The 25,363-nt window shown below is 38.6% G+C and carries 24 protein-coding genes; 17 read left to right on the top strand and 7 right to left on the bottom strand.

Translation table 11 applies throughout. The annotated features are described in order from the left end of the window. Positions 1-6: 6 nt before the first annotated feature. Positions 7-1,002: a CDP-glycerol glycerophosphotransferase family protein gene (locus DDV96_RS08610; RefSeq protein WP_240607693.1), complete on the top strand. Its 996-nt coding sequence runs from the start codon at positions 7-9 to the stop codon at positions 1,000-1,002. On the opposite strand, the gene DDV96_RS08605 is transcribed toward DDV96_RS08610, so the two are convergent. Further along, positions 1,003-1,755, bottom strand: coding sequence for a lipopolysaccharide kinase InaA family protein (locus DDV96_RS08605; protein WP_116694361.1), 753 nt, complete (start codon positions 1,753-1,755; stop codon positions 1,003-1,005). A gap of 88 nt (positions 1,756-1,843) precedes the next feature. Between DDV96_RS08605 and DDV96_RS08600 the strand changes: the two genes are divergently transcribed. The 14 genes from DDV96_RS08600 (at position 1,844) to uvrB (ending at position 16,117) form a co-directional block, all read left to right on the top strand. After that, positions 1,844-2,947 (top strand): glycosyltransferase family 4 protein, encoded by a 1,104-nt coding sequence (locus tag DDV96_RS08600; protein ID WP_116694360.1) that lies wholly within the window; start codon positions 1,844-1,846, stop codon positions 2,945-2,947. A 1-nt stretch (position 2,948) separates the two neighbouring features. Further along, a complete protein-coding gene (locus DDV96_RS08595) occupies positions 2,949-4,121 on the top strand; it encodes a glycosyltransferase family 4 protein (protein ID WP_116694359.1) in 1,173 nt (390 codons plus the stop codon). Between the two features lie 7 nt (positions 4,122-4,128). Further along, positions 4,129-5,190 (top strand): glycosyltransferase family 4 protein, encoded by a 1,062-nt coding sequence (locus DDV96_RS08590; protein WP_116694358.1) that lies wholly within the window; start codon positions 4,129-4,131, stop codon positions 5,188-5,190. Positions 5,191-5,205: 15 nt separating this feature from the next. Then, positions 5,206-5,766, top strand: coding sequence for an L-threonylcarbamoyladenylate synthase (locus tag DDV96_RS08585; RefSeq protein WP_116694357.1), 561 nt, complete (start codon positions 5,206-5,208; stop codon positions 5,764-5,766). A 7-nt stretch (positions 5,767-5,773) separates the two neighbouring features. Continuing rightward, a complete protein-coding gene (locus DDV96_RS08580; RefSeq protein ID WP_116694356.1) occupies positions 5,774-6,838 on the top strand; it encodes a copper resistance protein NlpE N-terminal domain-containing protein in 1,065 nt (354 codons plus the stop codon). Positions 6,839-6,870: 32 nt separating this feature from the next. After that, positions 6,871-8,289, top strand: a complete 1,419-nt coding sequence (locus tag DDV96_RS08575; protein ID WP_116694355.1) for a CCA tRNA nucleotidyltransferase — start codon at positions 6,871-6,873, stop codon at positions 8,287-8,289. Then, on the top strand, positions 8,289-9,323 hold the full coding sequence (locus DDV96_RS08570; RefSeq protein ID WP_116694354.1) for a COX15/CtaA family protein: 1,035 nt from the start codon (positions 8,289-8,291) through the stop codon (positions 9,321-9,323). The genes DDV96_RS08575 and DDV96_RS08570 overlap by 1 nt, the downstream gene beginning before the upstream one ends. Positions 9,324-9,407: 84 nt before the next feature. After that, positions 9,408-9,662, top strand: coding sequence for a DUF6364 family protein (locus DDV96_RS08565; protein WP_116694353.1), 255 nt, complete (start codon positions 9,408-9,410; stop codon positions 9,660-9,662). After that, entirely contained in the window at positions 9,652-10,089 is a 438-nt protein-coding gene (locus DDV96_RS08560; protein ID WP_116694352.1) for a type II toxin-antitoxin system VapC family toxin, read from the top strand. Before DDV96_RS08565 ends, DDV96_RS08560 begins: the two co-directional genes overlap by 11 nt. Positions 10,090-10,241: 152 nt before the next feature. After that, complete coding sequence (locus DDV96_RS08555; protein ID WP_116694351.1) at positions 10,242-10,760, top strand: IS1096 element passenger TnpR family protein; 519 nt, start codon at positions 10,242-10,244, stop codon at positions 10,758-10,760. A gap of 84 nt (positions 10,761-10,844) precedes the next feature. Then, a complete protein-coding gene (locus tag DDV96_RS08550; protein ID WP_116694350.1) occupies positions 10,845-11,903 on the top strand; it encodes a nucleoid-associated protein in 1,059 nt (352 codons plus the stop codon). A 243-nt stretch (positions 11,904-12,146) separates the two neighbouring features. Continuing rightward, positions 12,147-13,046, top strand: coding sequence for an ABC transporter ATP-binding protein (locus tag DDV96_RS08545; protein WP_116694349.1), 900 nt, complete (start codon positions 12,147-12,149; stop codon positions 13,044-13,046). 8 nt (positions 13,047-13,054) lie between these two features. Then, positions 13,055-13,891 carry an ABC transporter permease gene (locus tag DDV96_RS08540; protein ID WP_116694348.1) on the top strand — a complete coding sequence of 279 codons (837 nt, stop codon included), beginning with the start codon at positions 13,055-13,057 and terminating at the stop codon, positions 13,889-13,891. Positions 13,892-14,116: 225 nt separating this feature from the next. Continuing rightward, positions 14,117-16,117: an excinuclease ABC subunit UvrB gene (gene uvrB, locus DDV96_RS08535; RefSeq protein WP_116694347.1), complete on the top strand. Its 2,001-nt coding sequence runs from the start codon at positions 14,117-14,119 to the stop codon at positions 16,115-16,117. Between the two features lie 59 nt (positions 16,118-16,176). Here uvrB and DDV96_RS08530 read toward each other — a convergent pair whose 3' ends face one another. Genes DDV96_RS08530 through DDV96_RS08520 form a run of 3 tightly spaced genes read right to left on the bottom strand, consistent with a single transcriptional unit; the run spans position 16,177 to position 18,707 of the window. Beyond that, positions 16,177-17,601, bottom strand: a complete 1,425-nt coding sequence (locus tag DDV96_RS08530; RefSeq protein WP_116694346.1) for a YggN family protein — start codon at positions 17,599-17,601, stop codon at positions 16,177-16,179. Then, positions 17,579-18,178 (bottom strand): hypothetical protein, encoded by a 600-nt coding sequence (locus DDV96_RS08525; RefSeq protein WP_116694345.1) that lies wholly within the window; start codon positions 18,176-18,178, stop codon positions 17,579-17,581. Before DDV96_RS08525 ends, DDV96_RS08530 begins: the two co-directional genes overlap by 23 nt. Continuing rightward, positions 18,162-18,707 carry an RNA polymerase sigma factor gene (locus DDV96_RS08520; RefSeq protein WP_116694344.1) on the bottom strand — a complete coding sequence of 182 codons (546 nt, stop codon included), beginning with the start codon at positions 18,705-18,707 and terminating at the stop codon, positions 18,162-18,164. Before DDV96_RS08520 ends, DDV96_RS08525 begins: the two co-directional genes overlap by 17 nt. Before the next feature lie 148 nt (positions 18,708-18,855). Here DDV96_RS08520 and DDV96_RS08515 point away from each other — a divergent pair, with 148 nt between their 5' ends. Continuing rightward, the gene (locus tag DDV96_RS08515; protein ID WP_116694343.1) at positions 18,856-19,419 is read left to right on the top strand and encodes a PA2169 family four-helix-bundle protein; all 564 of its coding nucleotides are present in this window, start codon (positions 18,856-18,858) and stop codon (positions 19,417-19,419) included. Positions 19,420-19,519: 100 nt separating this feature from the next. On the opposite strand, the gene DDV96_RS08510 is transcribed toward DDV96_RS08515, so the two are convergent. Beyond that, entirely contained in the window at positions 19,520-19,951 is a 432-nt protein-coding gene (locus DDV96_RS08510; RefSeq protein WP_116694342.1) for an organic hydroperoxide resistance protein, read from the bottom strand. Positions 19,952-20,040: 89 nt separating this feature from the next. On the opposite strand from DDV96_RS08510, the gene meaB reads away from it, so the two are divergent. Next, on the top strand, positions 20,041-21,123 hold the full coding sequence (gene meaB / locus DDV96_RS08505) for a methylmalonyl Co-A mutase-associated GTPase MeaB (RefSeq protein ID WP_116694341.1): 1,083 nt from the start codon (positions 20,041-20,043) through the stop codon (positions 21,121-21,123). A 155-nt stretch (positions 21,124-21,278) separates the two neighbouring features. Here the strand turns inward: meaB and DDV96_RS08500 are convergent, their stop codons facing one another. Continuing rightward, positions 21,279-21,806 (bottom strand): hypothetical protein, encoded by a 528-nt coding sequence (locus tag DDV96_RS08500; RefSeq protein ID WP_116694340.1) that lies wholly within the window; start codon positions 21,804-21,806, stop codon positions 21,279-21,281. 13 nt (positions 21,807-21,819) lie between these two features. Beyond that, complete coding sequence (locus DDV96_RS08495; RefSeq protein ID WP_116694339.1) at positions 21,820-25,344, bottom strand: T9SS type A sorting domain-containing protein; 3,525 nt, start codon at positions 25,342-25,344, stop codon at positions 21,820-21,822. Positions 25,345-25,363 lie beyond the last annotated feature (19 nt).

The raw sequence follows: 25,363 nt of genomic DNA, 5'->3' as shown, positions 1-25,363 counted from the left end.
GAAATTATGAAACCTATTAAACAGGTTTTGAAGGAACGAGGTCATAACTATATTTGGTTTATCACTCCCAAACTTTCATCATTATTTCCATTCACTGATGAACCCGTCACGCAAAGCATTGCTGAATTGGAGGCTCTTAAAAGTGATGCCATTATCGCCCCTGGAAATGAAGTGCCCCATTATTTACGTGGATTGAAAGTGCAGATCTTTCACGGCTTGGCTGGCGAAAAGAAAGGGCATTTTCACATTCGGCATTATTTTGATCTGTATTTAACACAAGGACCTTATTTTACCCGAGGTTTCAACAAATTGAAAAATCGCTTTAAGAATTTTGAGGTTATTGAAACCGGCTGGTCCAAACTGGATTTGTATGCACAAAACCGTCAAAAGATTCTTTCAGAAAAAAAAGATTTGCTTAAAAAACACGACGCCAAACACGTTTTATTGTATGCCCCAACCTTTTCCCCTTCCCTTACCTCTGCAGAAGTTTTAGAACCTGAAATTGAGCAATTGGCACAACAGGGAAATTATGTCATCAATATTAAATTTCACGATTTAATGGATGCGAAGTTTATTGAAGCCTATAAAAAATTAGCTCTAAAATACGATACAGTTTATTTTAAGAAAGGCCGCGATATCATTACGCAGTTTTTACTGGCAGATTTATTAATTAGCGACACCTCTTCAGTTATTTATGAGTTTTTGTTGTTGGACAAGCCTGTTGTTACCTTCGGAAACATTAATAAAAACATACAATGGCATAACCTTACCGAAGAAAATATGTTGCAAAAAGCCGTTGCAGAAAACCTTACCAATGATCCGTTTTCTGAAAAACGAGCAAACGTGATTGCAGAATATCATCCATACAATGACGGAAAATCTTCAGAAAGAATGGTTCAGGAAATTGAAAAATATATTGAAAAGCACGGCGTACCGGAGAAACGGAACCTATCGCTTTTCAGAAAATATAAAATCAATAAGATTTTTGATAGGAAATCGTAGTTATTTCAGCTTTAGCTTTTGTTTAAGTTTTTTCTTTCGGTAAAACTTCATCTGGAATTTTTCGGTCAATCCCCACATTAATCCAAACACCTTTTCATAGGGCTGACCCGTGATTTTTGCATACTCGTCGCTCATAATAGCGACCATTTCTTTATGGGGCGATAACCTGGAGAAGTTTTTAATCCGCTCGTGAAAAGTGAGGTCTTTAAAATCCATGCGGTTTAAATCGACCAAATAGAATTTAAACCCATTTTCTGTTTTTTTAATCAGTGTGTTTCCGGGTGAATGATCTTTAAAAAGAATCCTGTTTTCGTGCAAATTATGGGTAAAGGCCGTAAACTGCCGCAATATGGTTTCCCGCTCTGGATAATCGGGGTTTTCTACCAATTCACGGTAGGTTAAATCCACCGCTTGATGTTCACTAATGTAATAGCTTTTACCAAAGAAAACGGGATTGTCCTGTTCCAAAAAAGCCACTGGGTACGGGGTTCCAATGTTGTGTTTCAGTAAATAGGATGCGTTTAAAAAAGAACGCTCCGCCTTCGATTTTCTGAAGAAATTATACACCACCTTATTGATTAGGTTGGGGACTTTAAACGATTTAATGTTTATGGTTTCATTCCCTAACGGAAAAACCTTGATGACGTTTCGGTCGCCTTTTCCCAAAGGTTGTCCTTTATTTTCAAAAGAACCAAGGATCTTTAAAATTTCCTTTTCTTGAGGTTTGTATTTTTCAGAAAACTGTTTTTTCATTTTTCAAAGATACAATTTGGTTTATAAGAAAGCCATGTTTAATTTTTATGGTTATTTTGCAGAAAACTAAACCACAACCAACAAATTCATGAGATTAATCCAAGTAACTGCTTCACAAGTTTGGCGCGGCCACGAACAAAAAATAATTTATCTATATGAAGCCTTCAGGGACTTGGGCTATGTGGAAGACCAATGGATCGTGTGCCCCAAAGAATCTGAAGTGTACGAAATGGCATCGCAAAAAAACATGCAGGTTATCGGGTTGGATTTCAATGGTGAATACGATTTAAAATTTGCCAAATCGTTGAAAAACATTTCCGAAGAAAAAAATGCCGATGTGGTTTTTATTCATAACAGCCAATCACACACACTAGCCGTTCTGGCTTCTTTGTTTTATGGCATGAAAGCGCCAATGGCACTTTGCCGAACGCTTATAAAACGGGTGGATACCAATTTTTTCAGGAAGTGGAAATACAACTATAAAGGCATTAAAAAAATAATCTGTGTGTCGCATCCCGTGGTCGAAGTGCTGAAATATGCCGTGAAAGACCACAGCAGGTTGAGCGTGGTTGGCAGCGTAACCGATGTTGCAAAATTCCCCAAACAAGAAAAAACAGGTTTGTTGCACCAAGAGTTCAACATACCGGAAGATTATAAAATTATAGGAAATATCGCCGAATTTACCGGTTTTAAAGACCATTACACGTGGGTGGACACCGTTGAAATTTTGGTAAAAGAAAAAAAACTAAAGGCAAAATTCATTTTGGTCGGGAAAGGAAAATTGGAAGCGGAAATAAGACAGTATGTTGCCGATAAAGGATTGACCGACGATATAATTTTTGCAGGTTTCAGAAAAGACGTGCCACAGATTTTACCGGAGTTTGATTTGTTTCTCTTCACCTCCAACAACGAACCCACAGGTGGCGTCCTCTTGGAATCGTATGCTTGCAAAGTTCCCATTGTAGCCGCAAACGCCGGAGGAATACCCGAAGTGATCGTGGAAAACGAAACCGGGTTGCTGGCCGAAGTTGGCAACCCGCAAAGCTTTGCCGAGAAAACGATGCAGCTTTTAAACGATACCGCCCTACAAGAAAAATTTAAGGAAAATGGCTATCAGTACCTGCTCGATAACTTTACCAAAGATGTCATTGCCAAAAAAATGTATGATGAGTTAGCTGAAATAATCAACTAATATGAGAATTCTTTTTTTCACAAATGAATATTCCCACCCCAGTCTGCCTGCAAGCGGCGGTGTAGGTTCTTTTCTGAAAATATTGGCTCATGAGCTGTCAAACAAAGGGCATGAAGTTTATGTGTATGGGTTTCTAAAAAAGAAATATTCTTTTAAAGATGAAACCATTACAGTAGAGTTTTTTAAAAGGTACGCTAAAAGTTTTCCCATTACCGAGGCTATTCGTTCCTTGGGTTCTAAACTAAATATTGAATCTGCCGAACTATATTTTCTTGAAAAAGAACGAAACTATTTAGCATATAAGCTAAAAAAATACGCACTTGCCCATAACATTGACATCATTGAATCTTTTGTTTTTGGTGGTTATACGGCCTTTTGGGACAATACCATCCCTTTGGTGCTAAGGTTTCACGGATCTCGAGGGTTTTGGCATTATTATTTAAACCAAAAACAGAGTAAATTTAAAATTTTGATGGAGCAAAAAGCATTGGAATCTACGCCGTATACCATAGCGGTATCAAAATTTTCAGCTGAAGCAGTAAAATCTATTTATAGTATTGATATTTCTACTGTAATTCACAATGGCATAGACCACAATCTGTTTTCACCCAAACCTGATGTAGAAGAAATTCCACAATCCATTTTTTATTTTGGTACGCTTTCAACTGCCAAAGGCGTTGATATTCTTTGTGAAATATTCAATAATTTGATTGAAAGCTTTCCAAAAGCAACTTTACATATTATAGGAAAAGGTAAAAGCTATTGGCAAAATACGTGTACATCTATTTTAACTACCGAAGCATTACAGGCAACTACGTATTACGGCGCCATAGAAAACACCAAACTTCCTGAAAATGTTCAAAAGGCTTCCCTGTGCATCTTTCCTTCTAAAAACGAAAATTTCGCTTTGGTATTTGAAGAAGCCATGGCTTTGCAAAAACCCATCATTGTTTCAAATATAAATGCCGCAAAAGAAATTATAGACCACAAAAAAAATGGTTACTTGGCCAATACCACAGAAGACTATGTTACATTTGCTTCTGCGTTGTTAGAAAACCCAGAACTTAGGGTAGCAATAGGTAAAGAAGCCCGAAAAAAAGTTGTGGAAAACTTTACCAAAGAAAACATGACCGAAAAAACAATTTCTTATTACAAGGAAGTTTTAAAGAATTAATTTGAACATGACTTCACAAAAAAGTGTTTTTATCGACTTCCATTACTTGAAAAACCTCAATAAGGGGTTTGGACAATTTTCGCTGCATTTAGGAAAAAAAATGGCCCAACAGCCCTTAGACGGTTTAGATTTGACCTATTACGCACCGTTAAAGTTTAAAAACCGCTTCGGAAAAAAAATAAACCACAAAACCTCTTTCGATTTTCATCGCTACTTTTCTTTTAAAAAAGAGTATGATGTTTGGCACAGCGTGACCCATTTAAGCAAGGTCGAACCGCATAAAAGCAACAATTCAAAATTACTTTTTACCATTCACGATGCCTTGTTTACGCTCTTTGACCGCCCACATCATCAAATAAAAGACCGAGTAGAGAGCTTGCAATCTAAAATAAATAAAGCCAGTGGTTTGGTGTATATTTCAGAATTCACCAAAAAAAACATTCAGGAAAAATTTGATGTTCCAGAACACGTAAAACAATATGTTATTTATAATGGAAATCCTTGCGAAGGATTGGAAAAAGTAAATAGCGACATGTATAATTTTCCCTATTTATTAACGGTAGGAGAATTTAGGGGGTATAAAAACCAGGAAAGTTTGATTCCGATGCTCCGTTTTTTAGATCCTGAAATAAAATTGATCTGTGTGGGCCGCTGTTCTAAAAAACAACAAGAAAAAATTGAAGCACTTGGTAAAAAACATCAAGTAAGCGATAGAATTATTATAAAAGGGACTGTTTCAGAAAAAGAAAAAATCATACTGTACAGCAATGCAACAGCCTTAGTACACCCATCGCTGGCCGAGGGGTTTGGGCTTCCGGTGGTAGAAGCCATGACTTTTGGTGTTCCGGTTATAATTTCAAACAAAACGTCCCTTCCTGAAGTAGGGGGAAACGCTGCCAGTTATTGGGATCATTATGATGCTGAATATATGGCCAAGATTGTACAAAAAACACTGAAAGATTTCGAGTCGAACCCAGAAAAAAAATCTTTGGAGTTAAAAGCCCAAGCAGCGACATTCAGTTGGGAAAAAGCTGCAAAACAATATTTAGATGTGTATAGAAATCTATAACCTTAAACACACTTTATGCGCGAAGAAATAAATAAAACCATTCAGGTCTTAAAACGCGGCGGACTCATTCTCTATCCTACCGATACCGTTTGGGGCATTGGGTGCGATGCTACCAACCCTGAAGCTATTGCAAAAGTGTTTAAACTGAAACAACGCGATGAACGCAAATCGTTGATCTGTTTGGTCCACGATTTTAAAATGCTGAACGAATACGTGGAAGATGTACCCGAAGTAGCCTACGATATCTTAAAATATGCTGCAAAACCCACGACAATAATCTACGACGACCCCATTCGCGTGGCCGAAAATTTAATTGCCGAAGATAATTCGTTGGCAATCCGCGTGGTGCAAGACCAATTCTGCAAGCAATTGATACGGAAATTTAGGCGGCCTATTGTTTCCACCTCAGCCAATATTAGCGGTGTTAAAACCCCGTTAAATTTTAAAGCCATTGCCCCCGAAATTTTGGAAGGCGTTGACTATGTGGTAAATTTGCAGCAATCCAAACAAACGGCACAACCATCGGCCATCATTAAGTTAAAGAATGATGGGACGGTAAAAGTAATCCGAAATTAAAAGCGCCATGAGACATTTCATATATGTATTTATAATCTGCTTATTTGCAATTTCCTGCAATCAGCCTAAAAATGTGGCTCCCAACGGAACGTATTACGGTACCTTGCCTTGCGCAGATTGCCCGGGCATTAATTACGCCATTACTTTTGAAAACGATTCAACCTATTCCGAAACACAGTTTTACCAAGACAGAAATGTTGATCCATTAAAACATTCCGGAAATTTTACGGTTTCAGAAAACGGCACCATCATCTTGACCGATAAAGAAGAAACCGAAGGGATACGCCAATTTACCCTGCAAAACGACACCCTGCAAATACTGGATGTTTCAGGAAAACCGGTTATGGGCGATTTATCGGATATGTATTTGCTAACCAACAATAAGCCCAAGAATTTTAAGATGGAAGCTGCAAAACCAAACACTTCCTATGGGTTTAAAGCCACCGGAAATGAGCCTTTTTGGAACCTTGAAATCGATTTTGCCAACAAAAAGATGAAATTTCAAACTATGGAAGGCGACTCCATCGTCACTCCATTAAATAAACCTGTAAAACCACAGGATATAGATGCGGTTTCCTACCGAGCGCAAACTGAAAATGGCACCCTTAACGTGATGATCACTCGTGATGAATGCACCGATAGCATGTCCGGTGAAAAGTCAGGCTATACCGTTCGGGCAAGCGTACAAATGGGCGATGGCGATATGAACGATTACAACGGTTGTGGCGACTACAAAGGCGATTACCGGCTTCACGATCTTTGGGTGCTGAAAAGCATAAATGGCGATGAATTGGATAGCAAAACAAAAGCGCCTAATCTTGAATTCAATTTAGTTGAAAACAAACTATACGGTTTTGGTGGTTGCAATAGAATTAATGGTGATATTGAAATGACGACTGATTCTATAAAGATTGGCAACGCTATTTCAACACTAATGGCCTGTCCTGAACTCGATATGGAAGAAAAATTCTTGCAAGCCATTTCAGACAAAGAATTCAAATTTTCTTTTTCTGAAAGACAACTCACTTTGAAGAATGAAAACAATACATTGGTTTTCAAAAAAGTAGATTAAACTATATCCCATTCAAAATACTTGTTTAAAGCATGCCAACGTACCCAAACGCCCTGCAACACCCAATATTCAAGACCGTCTCCCAAGCGGCTGCCAATATAGGTACAGATAGTTACGTGATTGGCGGCTATGTAAGGGATTACCTTTTAAACCGGGGAAAAGCAAAAGATATAGACATTGTAGCTGTGGGAAGCGGCATTGAATTAGCAAAAGAAGTGTCTTCGCTTCTACCTGGAAAACCAAAAGTATCCATTTTTAAAACATACGGTACCGCCATGCTCAAAACCGGTGGCATTGAGTTGGAGTTTGTTGGCGCCCGCAAGGAATCGTATTCCAAAGAAAGTCGCAACCCCGCAGTGGAAGACGGTACCTTACAAGATGACCAAAACCGTCGTGATTTTACCATCAATGCCTTGGCGTTGAGTTTAAACGATGACAACTTTGGTGAATTGTTAGATCCCTTTAACGGAGTGGAAGACCTTGAAAAAAAAGTGATTAAAACTCCTTTGGATCCTGATATTACATATAGCGATGATCCGTTGCGTATGTTACGCGCCATCCGGTTTGCCACGCAGCTCGATTTTTTTATCGAAAAACAGTCGTTAAAGGCCATTACCAAAAACGCCAAACGGATCAAGATCATTTCAAAAGAACGAATCATTGACGAAATCAATAAAATACTGCTCGCCGATAAACCTTCCAAAGGGTTTGCGCTGCTTGAAAAAACAGGTTTATTGCCGTTTATTTTTCCAGAGCTCACTGCTTTAAAAGGTGTTGACGAAAAAGAAGGCCAACGCCACAAAGACAATTTTTGGCACACGCTTGAAGTAGTCGACAATATTGCCAAAACCACCGATAACCTTTGGTTGCGTTGGGCAGCTTTATTGCACGACATTGGCAAAGCCCCCACAAAAAAGTTTGACAAAAAAATTGGCTGGACGTTCCATGCCCACGAGTTTGTAGGCTCAAAAATGGTCTATAAACTTTTTAAGCGTATGAAAATGCCTTTGAACGATAAGATGAAGTTTGTTCAGAAAATGGTGTTGATGAGCTCGCGTCCTATCGTACTGGCCAGCGATGTTACCGATAGCGCGGTGAGACGGTTGATTTTCGATGCTGGCGACTATGTGGACGATTTAATGACGCTCTGTGAAGCCGACATTACCACTAAAAACCCAAAAAAGTTTAAGAAATACCATAACAACTTTCAAAAGGTGCGCGACAAAATAGAGGAAGTGGAAGCGCGCGATCACATCAGAAATTTTCAACCACCCATTAGTGGTGAAGAAATTATGGATACCTTTGGGCTGAAACCTTCGCGGGAAATCGGCGTTATAAAAGATGCCATTAAAGAAGCCATTTTGGAAGGCGACATCCCCAACGAATATGAAGCCGCTAAAGATTTCATGTTGAAAAAAGGCGAAGAATTAAACCTAACACCCGTTAAGTAATGTACAGAAAGTGGGTTAAAATAGCATTGGTTGCCGTTTACTTGGTCATCATAGCTGGCGCCATGGTGCGCATGACCGGTTCCGGAATGGGCTGCCCAGATTGGCCCAAATGTTTTGGGTACTACATCCCTCCTACTGAAATCACTGAACTGGAATGGCAACCGCAACGTACCTTTAAAAAAGGGCAGGTAATCATTAAGGATGAAACGCTACAAGTAGCTGCCAAGGATTTTACTACCGGCGAATCCTTTTCAGAAGAAAACTGGAACCTTTACACCAAACACGACTACGCTATCTTTAACGTTTGGCACACGTGGATTGAATATGTAAACCGGCTGTTCGGTGCACTTTCCGGTTTGGCTGTGTTTATTATGGCGTTGTTTTCCTTCAGCCAATGGAAATACAGCAAACGCATCGTCCTGCTTTCGTGGCTCAGCGTCTTCTTGCTCGGTTTTCAAGCTTGGTTGGGCGCCACGGTAGTGTATTCGGTACTGTCGCCTTTAAAAATCACCGTCCATATGGTCATGGCATTAGTGATTTTAGCGGTTTTGCTTTATCTGTTATACTATTCCAGGCCAAAATTACGAACGTTTTCCATTTCACGAGGTTATACCAATTTGTTGATTTTTGCACTGTTGTTAACCGTTGCACAAGTGGTATTGGGCACCCAAGTAAGGGAGTTTGTAGATGAACAAGTAGCTATTGTTGGGGACCAAGCCAAATCACTTTGGCTCGATAATCCTGATTTGTACTTTTACATACACCGTTCTTTTTCCATAGTGATTTTCTTGGTCAACTTAGCTTTATGGTTTTTCAACAAAAAGCACAGTTATGGACTCAATAAGATAAATATGGTGTTCTTTTTGGTCATTTTGGAAGCCGCAACCGGCATCGCTATGTATTATTTCGATTTCCCTTTCCTATCACAACCGCTGCACTTGGTCATTGCGTCCCTCCTGTTCGGGTATCAATTTTATGTGGTACTGCAAGCTTGGAAACGGCACCGGCCCGATTTTATCACGCGGCAGGTTTAACGTTTTGTTTAATAGGCTAAATCAAATCGTTTTGCACGTATTGCATGCTAAAAAATAAGCACGTATATTTGATTAAAAACCACGATGAACACTAAATTGACATTAACATTGGAAAAGGAGGTTATTGAAACTGCCAAAAAGTACGCTAAAGAAAAGGGGCAAAGCCTTTCTGAAATGGTTGAAAACTACTTCAAGTTGCTGACCGTAAACAGAATAAATTTAAAAGAAGACCAACTTTCCCCTAAAGTTAGAAAACTACGTGGAATTATAAAAACCACCGAAAACGTTGACTACAAACAAATGCTAACCGAAGAATTATCGAAAAAATATGGCATTTAAGCTATTTATTGATTCCGATGTAGTTATTGATTTTTTTACCGACAGGGCACCTCATGCAAATCCAGCAAGTGAGCTTTTTGAACTTAACGAAAAGGGCAGTGTGACGTTATACCTTTCCGCTGTGAGTATAAATAATATATATTACATAGTGAGAAAGTTTTTAGGGCATAAAAAAACACTGGATGTTGTGGAAACCCTAATTGAAATGACTGAAGTGATCGGGACAACAAAAAAAGAAATCATACAAGCCTTAACAAATGATTTCAAAGATTTTGAAGATTCCATTCAATATTCTTCAGCACTTACGATTAACGGGTTGGACGCAATTATTACAAGGAATACAAAAGATTTTAAGAATTCAAAAATTGCAGTAATGACACCTTTGAATTTTCTTAAAATGAAAGAAAAAAACAAGCATAGACCATAGGTTTTACCCAGTTGGTTACCAACAAATACAAGCTCGCAATATTAAGTGTCATTACATTATCCTACCCACTCAAAGAGTCTTTATATTTAATCCTCTATTCTCCTTCCCAAAAGACGAATTGTTTGTACCTTTGCGCCCTAAATTTTTCAGTTATGGTGTACCGTTTTAGGGTTATTCTCGACACGCACGAAGATGTTTTTAGGGATATTGAAATTGAAGCTTCAGATAGCTTGGAAGACCTTCATAATGTAATCTTGCAATCCTTCGGTTTTGAAGGGCAAGAAATGGCTTCTTTTTATGTAAGCAACGAAAAATGGGAACAAGGTGAAGAAATCGCTTTGTTTGATATGGGCGACAAACCCGGTTCCGTTCGCGTAATGAGCGAAAACCGCTTGGAAGATACCGTTTGGCGCGAACAAACACGATTGCTTTACATATACGACTACCTGAACATGTGGACGTTTATGGTAGAACTGGCCGACATTGTTGAGCCCGAAGATGGCATGAGCTACCCAAATTTAATGTACGTGGAAGGTCAAATCCCGGCCGTAGCCCCAGAACGTGAATTTATTATCGAGGATATGGACGATGCATTTTCTGAAGAAGAAGATGAAATGGGCTTAGACCCCGAAGACTACGACAATCTCGATTTTGACGAAAACTGGAATTAAAACAGCCAAAGTTCTCAGCTTTTTACAGTAGCTTTAAAGGCTACAATTTTCAGTTAATTTTACACTTAACATTTTACATTTCAAATGATAAACTTATACGCTGCACATATCGCTTCTCTTTCTATTCACAGGGTAGGAAACAAAAGCCGTAATGAAGGTATTTTTCTCTCTTCGGCGCCTTATAAAATGGACGATGAAATACGGCCTTTGTTAAAAGAATTCTTCCTGAAACCATTCCGCGATAAAGAAGAAAACTATTTTCAGTTCCGTCACGAAGCCGATTTGGAATTTCACGATTTATACAACACTGTTTCTGAAATTTTCGATAACCCTGAACGCATCCATGAACACAGCAAAAAAATCACCAAACATCTTTTTGATCAATCTATGCACCCGCACATCAAAAATGGCGAAGTGTATGTTGCCTACCTCGAAGGGTTGCAAATTGACAATGAAAAGGTAGATGGTATCGGTATTTTTAAATCTGAGATAAAACAAGATTTCCTTCAATTTGCCGAACAAGGTGACCAATTGGATGCCATTTTGCAGCAAGGCGTCAATTTGAAAAAACTGGATAAAGGGGCACTTATTTTCAACGTAAAAAAAGAAGAAGGCTACAAAGTGCTTTCTATAGATAGCAACCGTTATGACGCCCGGTATTGGTTGGAAAGTTTTTTAGGCATTGACGCGTTTGAAGATGAAAATTTCTTCACTAAAAAATATTTAAAGTTCTGTCAGGATTTCGCCAAAGACGTCGTTTTGCCCGCTGAAGACAAGCAACAGGAAGTCATGTTTATGAACCGTGCCGTAAACCACTTCGCCAAAAACGATAATTTTGAAGAAAGCTCTTTTGTAAACGAAGTGATTGATAACCCCGCTTTGGTACCAGAGTTTAATCATTACAAAACCGAAAAGGCCCCCAAATACAAAATTGAAGACCTAACCACCTTCCCAATTGCGAACACCGCCGTAAGTGCAGCCCGAAAGAAGATTAAAAATGTGATCAATCTCGACACCAACATCCAGATAAAAATGGATTTCATTAACCCTGACAGTGCGGAACGTTTTGTGGAAAAAGGCTGGGACGAAGAAAAGCAGATGTACTATTATTTGGTGTATTTCAACAAAGAGGAAAAGTCATAGTTTAAAGATGACGGGTGATCGATGCTGGGTGACAGATGACGGGTGTTTGAAAACTCTTTTATCTGTCATCCAGCACCTAGCACCAAACATTTATTTTTATTTTTAACGGTGCCTGAGTGTCCCGACGTTAGAAAGGATGCGATGTGCTGAGTTTATCGAAGTGTATCGAAGGCCTAGCATTAAATTGTAACAAAACCCAACTTCATTCGTCATATAAATAGCTAACCCAAAAAACACAATTCTTTGCAATCCATACTCACCCTTAACAATCTCACCAAGAAATTTGGCCCTATTACCGCCGTAAAAAACCTCTCTTTCACCATTGAAAAAGGAAACGTGTACGGAATTTTAGGCCCCAACGGAAGCGGGAAATCCACCACCTTGGGCATTGTCCTTAATGTGGTCAATAAAACCAACGGAAGCTATCATTGGTTTGATGGTAGTGATTCTACTCATAACGCCTTAAAAAAAGTAGGAGCCATTATCGAACACCCCAACTTTTACCCGTATATGACAGCGGTGCAAAACTTGGCGTTGGTCTGTAAAATAAAAGGCGTTCCCACTTCAAAAATTGACGAAAAATTGGAAGTGGTTGGTTTGCTTGATAGAAAAAATAGCAAGTTCAGAACGTTTTCTCTGGGGATGAAACAACGCTTGGCGATTGCTTCGGCATTGTTGAACGATCCTGAAATATTAATTTTGGATGAACCCACCAATGGGTTGGACCCACAGGGGATCCACCAGATACGGGAAATCATCAAGAAAATTGCTTCAGAAGGGACCACTATTTTATTGGCTTCCCACCTTTTGGACGAGGTTGAAAAAGTGTGTTCGCATGTGGTGATCCTTCGGAAAGGGGAAAGCCTTTATACCGGTACGGTAGATGAAATGAACGCCAGCCACGGCTTTTTTATCCTTCAGGCAAGCGATATGGGCGTTTTGGAAACCGAGTTAAAAAATCACGCCGGTTTCGGAAAAATAAAGAAAGAAGGCGATACACTTGTTGCTTATCTGGAAGAACCGATGGATGCTTCCACCTTGAATCAAGAATTGCAGCAAAAAGGAATTGTGCTGTCCCACTTAGTGAAACGAAAAGAAAGCTTGGAAGAGCAGTTTCTTGAATTGACCAAAAACCTAAACTAATCAACCGCATGCTACGACTTCTCAATATAGAACTTCAAAAATTAAGGTACAACCGCTCTGCGAAAGTGATCTCGATCGTTTACTTTGTATTGATTACATTTATTGCTTTGATCGCTTCGATAGAATTTCCCTTAGGCAGTGTAAACTTTAGAGTAGCCGACCAAGGAATTTTTAACTTCCCGTTTATTTGGCACTTTAATACCTATGTAGCAGCCATTCTAAAAATATTCTTGGCCATCGTTATTGTTTCCATGATGAGCAACGAGTACAGCTATCGCACGTTAAAGCAAAATCTCATCGATGGCTTGAGCAAAAAAGAATTTGTATTATCCAAGTTTATAACGGTCATTGGTTTTGCACTCATATCCACTTTGTTTGTTTTTATCGTTTCAATGATTTTGGGGCTCAGTTTTTCAGACTATAATGAATTCGGCATCATCTTCAGCGATATGGAATACTTATTAGCCTATTTTATCAAGTTGGTCGGTTTCTTTGCTTTTTGCATGTTTTTAGGAATTTTAGTAAAACGTTCAGCGTTTGCCATAGGTTTCTTAGTGGTTTGGTGGATTGTTGAAAGTATCGTTTACGGCTTGTTAAAATGGCAATTCTTCAAAGGAACCGATATTGCCGAAACCATTTCGCAGTTTTTCCCTCTAGAAGCCATGAGCAACCTAATTAAAGAACCGATGACGCGTCTAGGCGCTGTGCAATCTGCTGCCACACAATTGGGCGAAAACTTTACCAAAAGCTACGATGTTACGTTTTTAAATGTTGCTATCGTGCTGGTTTGGACATTCCTGTTTGTGTATTGGAGTTATGCTATCTTGAAGAAACGTGATTTGTAAGTAGTCGTTTCCGAAAGACATAAGACTAAATTGATAATCGGTTGGAGGATACCTTTATATCATAAATAGTCATTCAAATTTAAATTTGAGAAGGCCGAAAACTATACTAACTTATAAGTTTGATTTTCACTTCAGAAAGTTAACTAACAAAAATTTCGTTTAGGTTTCTTTCACACCTTACTACCTACATTTTCAGTATTTTTGCATCGCATTGAAAAAGAACCTATGAAGTTTAAAGTAGTATCAGATTTTACCCCCACCGGCGACCAACCGGAAGCGATAAAATCGTTGGTAAACGGGCTTAATTCCGAAGAAAAATATCAAACCTTACTTGGCGTTACCGGAAGCGGAAAAACCTTTACGGTCGCCAATGTTGTTGCAGAAGTTCAGAAACCTACCTTGGTCTTGGCGCACAACAAAACCTTGGCCGCGCAATTATATTCAGAATTCAAAAATTTCTTCCCCAATAACGCGGTGGAATATTTTGTATCGTATTACGATTATTACCAACCAGAAGCCTTTATTCCAAGCAGCGGACAGTATATTGAAAAAGACCTTTCCATTAATGAAGAGATAGAGAAACTTCGGCTGAGCACCACCTCTTCCCTATTGTCGGGACGGCGGGATGTGCTCGTGGTGGCTTCGGTGTCTTGTTTGTACGGTATTGGGAATCCGGTGGAATTTCAGAAAAACGTCATCAGTTTACAACAAGGCCAAACCCTTTCGCGCACTAAATTGTTGCACAGGTTGGTACAAAGTTTATACGCCCGTACCGAAGCGGAATTTCACAATGGAAACTTCAGGATAAAAGGCGATACCGTCGATGTATATCCGGGGTATGCCGATGATGCGTTCCGAATTCATTTTTTTGGCGATGAAATTGAAGAAATTGAAGCTTTTGATCCCAAAACAAATGAAGTACTGGAAAAATACGACCGGTTGAATATCTATCCGGCCAATATGTTCGTTACTTCGCCCGATGTGCTACAAGGCGCCATTCGTGAAATTCAGGATGATCTGGTAAAACAGATCGATTATTTTAAAGAAATAGGCAAACCGCTGGAAGCTAAACGGCTGGAAGAACGTACTAATTTTGATTTGGAAATGATACGCGAACTAGGCTATTGCAGTGGGATTGAAAATTATTCCCGCTATCTCGATAGACGATTGCCTGGCACAAGACCGTTCTGTTTGTTGGATTATTTTCCCGATGATTACTTAATGGTAGTTGATGAAAGCCACGTTTCCATTCCACAAGTAGGGGCGATGTACGGTGGCGACCGCAGCCGGAAGGAAAATCTAGTGGAATATGGGTTCCGCTTACCGGCAGCAATGGACAACCGTCCATTAAAAGCTGAAGAGTTTGAAGCCTTACAAAACCAAGTGATTTACGTGAGCGCCACCCCAGCCGATTATGAATTGGAAAAAAGTGGCGGTGTTTATGTAGAACAAGTTATAAGGCCTACTGGATTATTGGATCCGCCTATTGAAGTGCGCCCCAGTTTAAATCAGATTGACGATTTGCTGGAAGAAATGCAACTCCGCATTGAAAAAGACGAGCGGGTGTTGGTCACCACCCTCACCAAACGGATGGCGGAAGAATTAACAAAATACCTGACCCGTGTTCAAATTCGCTGCCGCTACATCCATAGTGATGTGGATACGCTGGAACGCGTTGAAATTATGCAAGATTTACGTTTAGGGTTGTTTGATGTGTTGGTCGGTGTTAACTTATTACGGGAAGGACTCGATTTACCAGAAGTGTCCTTGGTGGCCATACTCGATGCCGACAAAGAAGGGTTTTTGCGCAGCAACCGTTCCTTGACCCAAACTGTAGGCCGGGCAGCACGTCATATAAACGGAAAGGCTATTATGTATGCTGATAAAATAACCAACAGCATGCAAAAAACGATCGATGAGACCGAATACCGGAGGGAAAAACAGATAGCGTATAACAAAGAACACAACATCACGCCAACTGCGATTAAAAAGTCGTTTGAAAATACGTTGGCAAAATCAAAACAAGAAGCTTATACTTTTGAAACAGCCGATAGTTTGGCTGCCGCAGAACCTGAAGATGAATATTTGACCAAACCGCAAATAGAGAAGAAAATACGCGATACGCGAAAAGCCATGGAAAAATCGGCTAAAGAATTAGACTTTATGATGGCTGCCAAGTTGCGGGATAAGATAAAAGTATTGCAAAAATCTTTGGAAGAAGCATAACCATTACCACTTAGAAGAAGTAAAACATGCTTTTTTTTCTTGCCAAGGGTTCTACGTTCTTATTGAATGCGAACATTGCTGTAATTGGCGTTGACGGTCAAATTCTTTCCACCTTTATTGTTTTTGTGATACCCGCTTACCAATATTCGGTTGTTGTTTTTGATTCGGTTCAATTGCAGCGATTTTGGGTATTTTAACGTGGACTGTTTTCCATTGAAATAAAAAGAAAAAGCGGTTTCGGGCATAGACAGTTTAGCATCGGTGTTTTCCAAAAGGATATCAATGTTTTTAAATCCTTCGGAAATATCTGAAACTTTAAGGTTTCCGAAAGAGCCTGCCAAGACCGCTTCATTGGCGATCGTACCGATGAGGACATCACTGGAGTTTGCCCTTAGGTTGATTTTACTAACATCGGCAATCGTACAGTTTTGCACAAATTGTATGTAGAGCGACCCATCCTTCCAATTGTTTACCACTACCGGCGCATAAGAAGCATTGATGAGGGTGTTCCCCCCATCAATACTGTTTGCCGTGAAAGGCGAATGGTTTAACGTAGCCCTGACGTTTACCGCATCTGCCATTTCAATATCGCCGTGTCGCACATTAATTTCGGTTTTTGCTCCTTTAGGCATTTTTATTTTTATAGTTTTTACGCCTTTTGGTTTTACGCTCTTTGATGTAGTGGTTTTACTGCCTTGAATAATAACGGTCTTGTTGCCGTTGGGACCAGTAATCACTTTTTTGGAGTACTTTCCATCCTTACCGTATTTTTCTTCCATTTCTTTTTCAAAACGTTTTCCCCAAGCTTCCATTTTTTTCCCGAAATTTTCGCCCCACGCGTTCATTCGCGACTCCCAATGGGCTGCAATACTATCGGACTTTTCTTCGTTGAACTGCTCGGCAAATTCGTTGCCCCATCGTTCCATTTTTACTTCAAAATCCTTCCCGAATTTTTTGTCCATCTGGGCTTCAAATTTTTTCATATACGCTTCTTTGTCTTCCATAAACTCTTCGTAATCAAAATCGATACTGCTCAAATCCTTCATTAAATCATCGGGCAGGTTGGGAATTTTCATATTGGTGACCATAGGCGTGATCATGTCTTTCAGCATAGGACCTAAAAACTCCAGATCCTGTAGCGATTCCATATTGTTCATGGAGGCTACGCCATTCCAACGGCCACCCCCTTTTGAGGTAATAACTACCTTGTTGCTGTTGCCCAAAACGCTTAGGTTCCAATTATCGAACAGTTCTTGTTTTTCGGCTTCGGAAAGATTCCCACCTTCAATATAGGCTTCTACTTCTACCTTGTCTTTGTTCCAAGTTTCAAAAATAATATTGGTGTGGCTGGTGTTTACCAAAACGGTAACATCATCCTTTACGTTAAAGGTTTCTTTGTACTGTTTTTGTGCCATGCTGATGGTGGTGCATAGCAACAATAGCATTGTGGGTATCACTGTTTTAAATAATACGTGTAGTTTCATTTTCTTGGTTTTTTAGTTCTTTTAATTTGTTTTTAAGTTTGAACAGCAATTCCAAACGTAATTGCAAATTATCGATCAATGCGGTGATGGTTGCCTCGGTGGGACCTGCTTCATTTAAATCTACCGTGAGGCGTTTATACTCTTTGTCCAGTTCGTTTAATTGTTGCATATAGCCATCGATCAATTCTTTATTTTCGTCTTTTATTTTAAGGGAGGCCAATTGCACATTGATGCCGCTCTGGTAATAGTTTTCTATCTTTTTAAGTTCCGGCGAGAGGTCGCCAAGGGTAATCGTTGCCATGGTACCGCTGGATTCGGGATGTTGCTTGGGCACTTCGACAACGTTAACGGGTTCTTCGCTTGAGAGCTGTTGGTACCCAAAAAACCCAACTGAGACCAAAACGATAGCAACGGCGGCAACTTTAAGCCAAACAAAACGTGCATTATTAGCTCTTAAAGGTTTTGGCGCCCCAAATGCTGCATCGAGTTTTTCTTCAAACCGGGCCTTATGTCCTTTTGGGGGTTTTATGGCCGCCTCTTTCCTGTCTTTAAACATAGTTCTAATATCCTGTGCCATTTTGTAACTGTTTTAGTTGTTTTTTCAATTGTATTTTTCCACGGTGCAAATTGGTCCGTGATGCGCTTTCCGAAATATTCAGTATTTCTGAAATCTCCTGATGGTCATAACCTTCCAGTAAATATAGTTTCACCACAAGCCGATGGTTTTCGTTTAATTTTTCAATGGCCGCGTTTACCTCCTTTATTGTTGTTTTATCCGGCACGTTCCATGCGTCATCGTCATCTACAATATGCAAGGTTTCGTCGTGCAAGGGTTGCAATTCCATCTTTCTTGCCTTAATGGCATCCAAGCAGGTGTTGATCACGATGCGTTTTAACCAAGCACCAAAGGTGACGTCCCCTTTAAACTGCTCGAGTTTTTGAAACGCCTTGATAAACGCTTCTTGCATGGCATCTTCGGCTGCTGCCGTGTCCCGCATATACCGTTGAGCCACGATAAACATACCATCGCAATATTTGTTGTACAGCGCCAACTGCGCTTTGCGGTTGTACTGTTTGCACTGCTCAACAAGTAAGGATGTGGACAAGTTAGATGGTTTTTTGGTTGCTGTTCGGTTAAAAGACGACACTTTTATGAATGTGTTGCAAATCTTAACATATTTTAGCTTAAATTAAATATAAATTTAAGCTCGGGAATAGAAATTTAATGGTAGATTTGGTATTAAATCACTCATTATGAAGAAGAAATACGCCGATTTTAATAAGCTGAACCGTTTGCTGGTTGCCAGTTTTGAAGCCGAAAAGCTCTACTATAACGCAGCCCAGGATGCCAATGCCACGCATTTAAAACGGTTTTTGAATTATATGGCCACCGAACGCAACCGGATGAGCCATGATATTTCAAATGAGCTGCATTCACGCGGAATCGAACCGTTAAAGGAAGATTCAGAAAAAGGGAACATAGACCGTACGTGGCATGAAATTAAAGAAGCTTTGGAGAAATTCAATGCAACCGTGATTTTAAATCAGTGCATCGCAAGGGACCTTAACAATATTAAGCGCTATGACGAACTATTGGAACGTAAGGAATTACCCGACGACATTTTAAGCCTGTTGGAAAAACAAAAACAAAAATTGCAGTGGTACATCAAACAATCTGAACAGCATAAAGAAACCCATTTTGAGCCAGAACCTCAACAAGCAGTTGAAGAGAAAGAACACGATAAAGACTCAAAAAAAAACAACTCAAAGGACGGTGATGAAGACACGGGAAGGATTATCCCGTTGAAAGCCATGTAATTATCGAAACATTATAAAAAAATCCCTTTTCAATGCGAAAAGGGATTTTTTATATATTTAATGCTCGTTTTATAAGTGTAAAGTAATCTAAAACGTACAATTACTCATCCAGCATTAAGTTGAGCGTTACTGTAATATTGTCTCGCGTGGCCCTAGAAAACGGACAGATTACGTGTGCCTCGTTGACCAAGTCTTCCCCCGTTTCCACATCTACTCCGGGAATATAGCAATCCAATGTCGCTTTTAATTGCAGATTGCCTTTTTCGGTTTTACCTATGCCAATGGTCGCAGTGACATTTATTTCTTCGGTATCCAACTCAACACCTTTTTTTTCAGCTATGGCCTCTATGGCACTACCAAAGCAAGCTGCGTAAGCACATCCAAACAATTGTTCTGGGTTGGTACCGTCACCACCGTCACCGCCCATTGATTTAGGCACTGACAGATTAAGGTCTATTGGTCCGTCTTCGGTTTTAACATGTCCTTTTCTTGCTCCTTTGGCTATCGAAACAGCCTTGTACATTATTTCCATTTTTGTTTTTTTATTTAATAATATTCAATATACTATGGTTTCATGGCTTTTTAAAACCGATATTCATAAAATTGTCATAAATTTCAGCAATGGCAGAAAAGCAAGAACATAACAAGGCACTTTCAGAAAAAAAAGGAATCGATCAACCTACGCGATTAAACCCGTTGGCCGCAGAACGCTTGAAAAAAAACCGAAGTAAAACACCTTCCACCCAACAAATTACCGAAGGCTTACTTGCGGGGAACAAAACACAATTAAGCCGCGCTTTAACCCGAATAGAAAGTACTGCTGAAAAACACCAACAAGAAGGACGGGAAATTATAGAAGCCTGTTTGCCGCACGCCAATAAATCCATCCGCATTGGGGTTACCGGCGTACCCGGTGTTGGAAAAAGTACGTTTATTGAAAGTTTTGGAAAACTATTGACTTCCAAAGAAAATAAAGTAGCTGTCCTTACCGTAGATCCCAGCAGTTCGTTGAGCAAGGGCAGCATTTTGGGCGACAAAACCCGAATGGAAGAATTGGTTAAAGACCCCAATGCGTTCATCAGGCCTTCCGCCAGTGGTGATTCGTTGGGCGGTGTGGCACAAAAAACCCGTGAGGCTATTATTCTATGCGAAGCTGCCGGTTACAACATTATTGTTATTGAAACCGTAGGCGTGGGCCAAAGCGAAACCGCAGTACATTCCATGACCGATTTCTTTTTATTGCTGAAATTGGCCGGGGCCGGCGACGAACTGCAAGGCATTAAACGTGGCATTATGGAAATGGCCGATGCCATTGTCATTAACAAAGCAGATGGCGAAAATCGAAAAGCTGCTAAAATGGCCAAAAATGAATTTAATAGAGCGCTTCACCTCTACCCGCCCAAAGAAAGTGGCTGGACCCCAAAAACGCTCACATGTTCTGCACTTGAAAATGAAGGGATTGATGATGTTTGGAAATTGATTGAAGCGTATATTTCTGAAACAAAAAAGAACCAATACTTCCAACACAAGCGCACGGAGCAAAATAAATTCTGGTTGTTACAGACCATTGAAAACACCTTAAAAAGAGATTTTTATAACAACCCGAAAGTTAAAAAAGCGCTGGAGGTTCAATTAAAGCTAATTGAAGCCAATAAAACTTCGCCATTTGAGGCGGCGGCTTATTTATTGAAGTTGAAGAAATAATTTAATTTGAAAAAGTTAAAGGCTCCCAGTTTTATTTCGCTCTAAAACCCTTCCGCCATCCTTGCTTCGCTTGATAGCACCGTCCCCTGTCAAGGGAAGGAACACTGAATTAATAGTTTTTATTGTATATGTATAAAGATTGAAAAGAGAATCAACTACAAATCTTCATCAAAAAAATCATCTGGATTGAAGGGAATGTCGTCATCTGGATCTTCATCGTCATAATTAACGCCTGACGGATTGAAAAGCCCCCACCGGTCAATGATGTAGTTCCATTGGTCAAAGCTTTTTACCCATTCGGCAAACAAAGGTCGGAACTCGTCGATTTCATTTCGCAACAATTCTAAATAATCTTCGTCTTTAAACCCGCACATTTTAAGGCCGGTGCAGTCCACTTTTATTTCCCGGGCAGCCTTACGGATGATGGCTGCATTTTCCATACGCAGGTCATAGAGGTCACCTCCTTCGGCCCCAGCGATCTTGGCAGGTATGGTCATGGCGTTCAACCGGATGTAATGCCCATAATCTTGAATCATCTCGCCTTCTGCTCCTTCTGGGAGTTCCGTTTGTTTATCTCTTACCAGCTCGACAACCTTATCGGCCAGCTTGGAAATTTCCATGGCCTTTTTGTAGATGGGCATCTCTTCAAATTTAAACGGATTTTCGTGTTCGTTATCTTCCATGATAATAAAGTGATTATTTTTTAATCAACTTTTTAATTGTTTTATTGTAGCTTTCATCTATTAATTTTATTGTATATACTCCGCTTGTCAACTTATGTATTTCTATTTCTTTAACCCCCTGATTATTTTCTTTTTCCATAACTAATTGTCCTAATTCATTATAAATTTGAAGTTTGACAATCTTTGTATGTGAATTAACATAAACTGAACCTGTTGATGGCACAGGATAAACAGAGACGCTCTCCATAGAGTTATCGCTAACACTTAAATTTTCAATTATAGTAGTGCTAACTGTATTTGTTGTAATGGGAGGATTAAAGTCAAAATAAATATCAGCTTGATTCAATATTGAATCACCAACATCTACAGTACTTTTAGGTTTAATTTTATATTGAATATATCCATGTGATTCAGGTTCGTTTGTATTTTCATCTGGTAGATTAATATTATCAAAAATAAATTCCACATGATTGCCATCAACAATTTCAACTCTGTTAGCGTGGCTAACATTTTCCAATTGCATGGTATTCCAATCTAAATTTGGGTCCAAATCATTTTTTACTCGTACATTAATTGCTGATGCTGTTCCTGTGTTTTGAAAACGAATAATATAGTGTAAATAATCATCTGCTTCTTCCAAGTAAATTTCCTCTCCTTCTAGAACTTGTATATCATTGGGATCGAAAGAGTCTATAACGGTTTGATTATATGAAAAAAAATTATTTGCTTCATTAATATCGTTATTTAATGGGTTTATTGTTGCTGAAAAAAAGAGAATATCTCCTATTTCAACTACAGGAGGAGTATTTACAGAAAATTCTATATCAAAAGTTTTTATTTCAAAAGGTTCTATATTTGAATAATTAAAAGTTAGACTATTAGCAGTTTGTGAACTTATTGGAATACTTGAGTTCAAAAATTCTAAACTTGGACTATCAAATTCGATTTCAATATTTCCGCTCATTATAGTAGTCCCTTTATTTTGATATGTTATTTGATAATGAGAACTAAATCCTGGCCTAGCACCATCAAGTGAATATAGTGAAATAGTAAGATCATTTATCGTTTGATCTGGTTCTACACAGAAATCTGCAATATCAGAACTACCCAATCCAACAAAAGAAGAAGTATGGACTAAAGGGTTTGAAATAAAATAATTTGGTAATGAAGAAGAAATTGAAGTTGTAAAAACACCCTCATTAACATTTATATTATAATTTCCATTACTATTAGTAAAAGTTGCAAAATCTTCTGTTCCATTATTTGTAATAATTAATGCATTTGAAACTGGCAAGTCCTTATTATCGCAACCATTTAAATCACTATCCAGCCTAACATATCCATGTATTGAATTTCCAAGACTCCCTAAATTTTCATACCATGCCACCTTATCATCACCTCTTGAGGCTGATAGTAAATCTATTCTTCCATCATTATTAATATCTGCTGCAGAAACAAAATCTACTTGATCAACATTGTTAGATATTGGAGGATATTGATATTGAAACTCCCCTAATCCATTCGTGTTTTCAAACCACGCTATTTCATTATCAATAAATGAAGCTGAGACAATATCAATATCACCATCATTATCTAAATCCTTTGCAATAATAGGAAAAGGACCTGTCAATGCAGAGGATACGTAATTTTTGGGGCCAAAATTACCTAATCCATCTAGGTTTTCATACCAAGCAATTTCATAATTTCCTACAATTACATCTATATCACCATCTCCGTCTATATCTGCAGGAAAGTTAGAAGAAAAAGAATTATTTTCAGTTGCTATTATTTTTTCAGTATCAAAATTACCTTGACCATCTAAATTTTCATACCAATAAACAAAGCCGTTAGAGTTGTTTCTACCAGAGGCAATAAAATCTATATCGCCATCACTGTCTATATCTGCAGAATGTACTCCTCCAAGCCCATTACCTGGTATGTCTTGACGTTCTCCAAAACTACCTAAACCATCTAAATTTTCAATCCACCATATTCTTCCTATAGGATCCGATGTTAATAAATCTATATCTCCATCTCCATCAATATCAGCAATATCAAAAGATTCTGAAAAATTGCTTATGTAGTTTACAGAGCCAAAATTAGCTTGCCCATCAATATTCTCAATCCAATAAATCTTTCCTCTTTCAGAAGACACTACAAGGTCCAAATCACTATCATTATCAATATCAACAGATTGAACCTGAATAGGGGCATCAATTTCATTACTAATTATATATTGACTGCTAAATGAGCCTTCACCATCTATACTTTCAAACCAAGAAACTTTATCATCATAACTGGATACTACTACAATATCTATATCTCCATCAGCATCTAAATCATTAGCTTCTATGCCTTTAGGATCTCTTGTATATAAATGAATATTTTTCCGGGTAGAAAAACTTCCTAATCCATCTGTATTAGGAAGCCAAATAATGTCATTGCCTTCTACGGCAGCTGATACAATGTCTATATCATCATCGTTATCAATATCACCAGTAAAAACTAATTGAGGACCTGAATTATTTGTGTCTATTTCGTCTGAGGTACTAAAGTTTCCTAAGCCATCTACATTCTCATGCCAATAAATTCGACTAAAATTAGAGCTAGAAGATGAGATTACATCCATATCACCATCACCATCAATATCGTTTGTGTGAACAGATTCAGTATCAAATTGTGAAGTACTTATTATTTGTTGATCTCCAAAATCTCCAAGACCATTAATATTTTCATACCATGCTATAGTTCTATCAGATTTAGAGGCTGAAACTACATCTAAATTTCCATCATTATTTATATCAGTCAAATAAATTTCTATAGCAAAACCTTCAAGGTTTTCATTTATGACCTGTTCAGATCCAAAATTACCATGATTATCTAAATTCTCATACCATGATATTGTTTGATAGGAAGTAGAAACTACATCCATATCCCCATCACCATCAATATCACCTGAATAAACAGAATTACTAGGAATAGAATGAATAACTTTTTCAGAACTAAAGTTACCTTCTCCGTCTAAATTTTCATACCAAGAAATATTATGATAACTTGATGCAGATATAACATCTAAATCTCCATCGCCATCCATATCACTAGCATGAATAGACTGTACTTCTGATGCATCAATATTAATTATATTTTCAGTTCCAAACTCCCCTTCCCCATTGGAGTTTTCATACCAGCGGATTTTGTTGTCACCCTGAGAAGCAGATAAAACATCTATATCTCCATCACCGTCAATATCATCAGCATAAACATCTGTTATATCTTCTGCTTCATTATCAATAATTTTTAAATCACTAAACTGGCCTTCTCCTAAATTCTCATACCAACCAATTTTGTTAATACCTACATTAGAAGAACCAAAAATTAGATCAAGGTCACCGTCACCATCTAAATCAATAACGTATATTGATTTAATTCCCCACACAGCATGTGATTCATCAATGATAGTATAATCCTCAAAACCAATTTGGGCATTTAATTTTATAAAAAAAATTAGTGAAATAAATAATAATATTCTTAATTTCATTTTTAAAATTTAAAGGTAG

The sequence above is a fragment of the Marixanthomonas spongiae genome, assembly GCF_003095375.1.
Lineage (GTDB): Bacteria > Bacteroidota > Bacteroidia > Flavobacteriales > Flavobacteriaceae > Marixanthomonas > Marixanthomonas spongiae.
The sequence above is the reverse complement of the archived record's forward strand: the minus strand, read 5'-3'. Positions and strand labels throughout refer to the sequence as shown.

Coding starts and splice junctions, on each gene's coding strand:
- DDV96_RS08610 (WP_240607693.1), top strand. CDS start 7: ATGAAACCTATTAAACAGGTTTTGAAGGAACGAGGTCATAACTATATT.
- DDV96_RS08605 (WP_116694361.1), bottom strand. CDS start 1,755: ATGAAAAAACAGTTTTCTGAAAAATACAAACCTCAAGAAAAGGAAATT.
- DDV96_RS08600 (WP_116694360.1), top strand. CDS start 1,844: ATGAGATTAATCCAAGTAACTGCTTCACAAGTTTGGCGCGGCCACGAA.
- DDV96_RS08595 (WP_116694359.1), top strand. CDS start 2,949: ATGAGAATTCTTTTTTTCACAAATGAATATTCCCACCCCAGTCTGCCT.
- DDV96_RS08590 (WP_116694358.1), top strand. CDS start 4,129: ATGACTTCACAAAAAAGTGTTTTTATCGACTTCCATTACTTGAAAAAC.
- DDV96_RS08585 (WP_116694357.1), top strand. CDS start 5,206: ATGCGCGAAGAAATAAATAAAACCATTCAGGTCTTAAAACGCGGCGGA.
- DDV96_RS08580 (WP_116694356.1), top strand. CDS start 5,774: ATGAGACATTTCATATATGTATTTATAATCTGCTTATTTGCAATTTCC.
- DDV96_RS08575 (WP_116694355.1), top strand. CDS start 6,871: ATGCCAACGTACCCAAACGCCCTGCAACACCCAATATTCAAGACCGTC.
- DDV96_RS08570 (WP_116694354.1), top strand. CDS start 8,289: ATGTACAGAAAGTGGGTTAAAATAGCATTGGTTGCCGTTTACTTGGTC.
- DDV96_RS08565 (WP_116694353.1), top strand. CDS start 9,408: ATGAACACTAAATTGACATTAACATTGGAAAAGGAGGTTATTGAAACT.
- DDV96_RS08560 (WP_116694352.1), top strand. CDS start 9,652: ATGGCATTTAAGCTATTTATTGATTCCGATGTAGTTATTGATTTTTTT.
- DDV96_RS08555 (WP_116694351.1), top strand. CDS start 10,242: ATGGTGTACCGTTTTAGGGTTATTCTCGACACGCACGAAGATGTTTTT.
- DDV96_RS08550 (WP_116694350.1), top strand. CDS start 10,845: ATGATAAACTTATACGCTGCACATATCGCTTCTCTTTCTATTCACAGG.
- DDV96_RS08540 (WP_116694348.1), top strand. CDS start 13,055: ATGCTACGACTTCTCAATATAGAACTTCAAAAATTAAGGTACAACCGC.
- uvrB (WP_116694347.1), top strand. CDS start 14,117: ATGAAGTTTAAAGTAGTATCAGATTTTACCCCCACCGGCGACCAACCG.
- DDV96_RS08530 (WP_116694346.1), bottom strand. CDS start 17,601: ATGAAACTACACGTATTATTTAAAACAGTGATACCCACAATGCTATTG.
- DDV96_RS08525 (WP_116694345.1), bottom strand. CDS start 18,178: ATGGCACAGGATATTAGAACTATGTTTAAAGACAGGAAAGAGGCGGCC.
- DDV96_RS08515 (WP_116694343.1), top strand. CDS start 18,856: ATGAAGAAGAAATACGCCGATTTTAATAAGCTGAACCGTTTGCTGGTT.
- DDV96_RS08510 (WP_116694342.1), bottom strand. CDS start 19,951: ATGGAAATAATGTACAAGGCTGTTTCGATAGCCAAAGGAGCAAGAAAA.
- meaB (WP_116694341.1), top strand. CDS start 20,041: ATGGCAGAAAAGCAAGAACATAACAAGGCACTTTCAGAAAAAAAAGGA.
- DDV96_RS08500 (WP_116694340.1), bottom strand. CDS start 21,806: ATGGAAGATAACGAACACGAAAATCCGTTTAAATTTGAAGAGATGCCC.
- DDV96_RS08495 (WP_116694339.1), bottom strand. CDS start 25,344: ATGAAATTAAGAATATTATTATTTATTTCACTAATTTTTTTTATAAAA.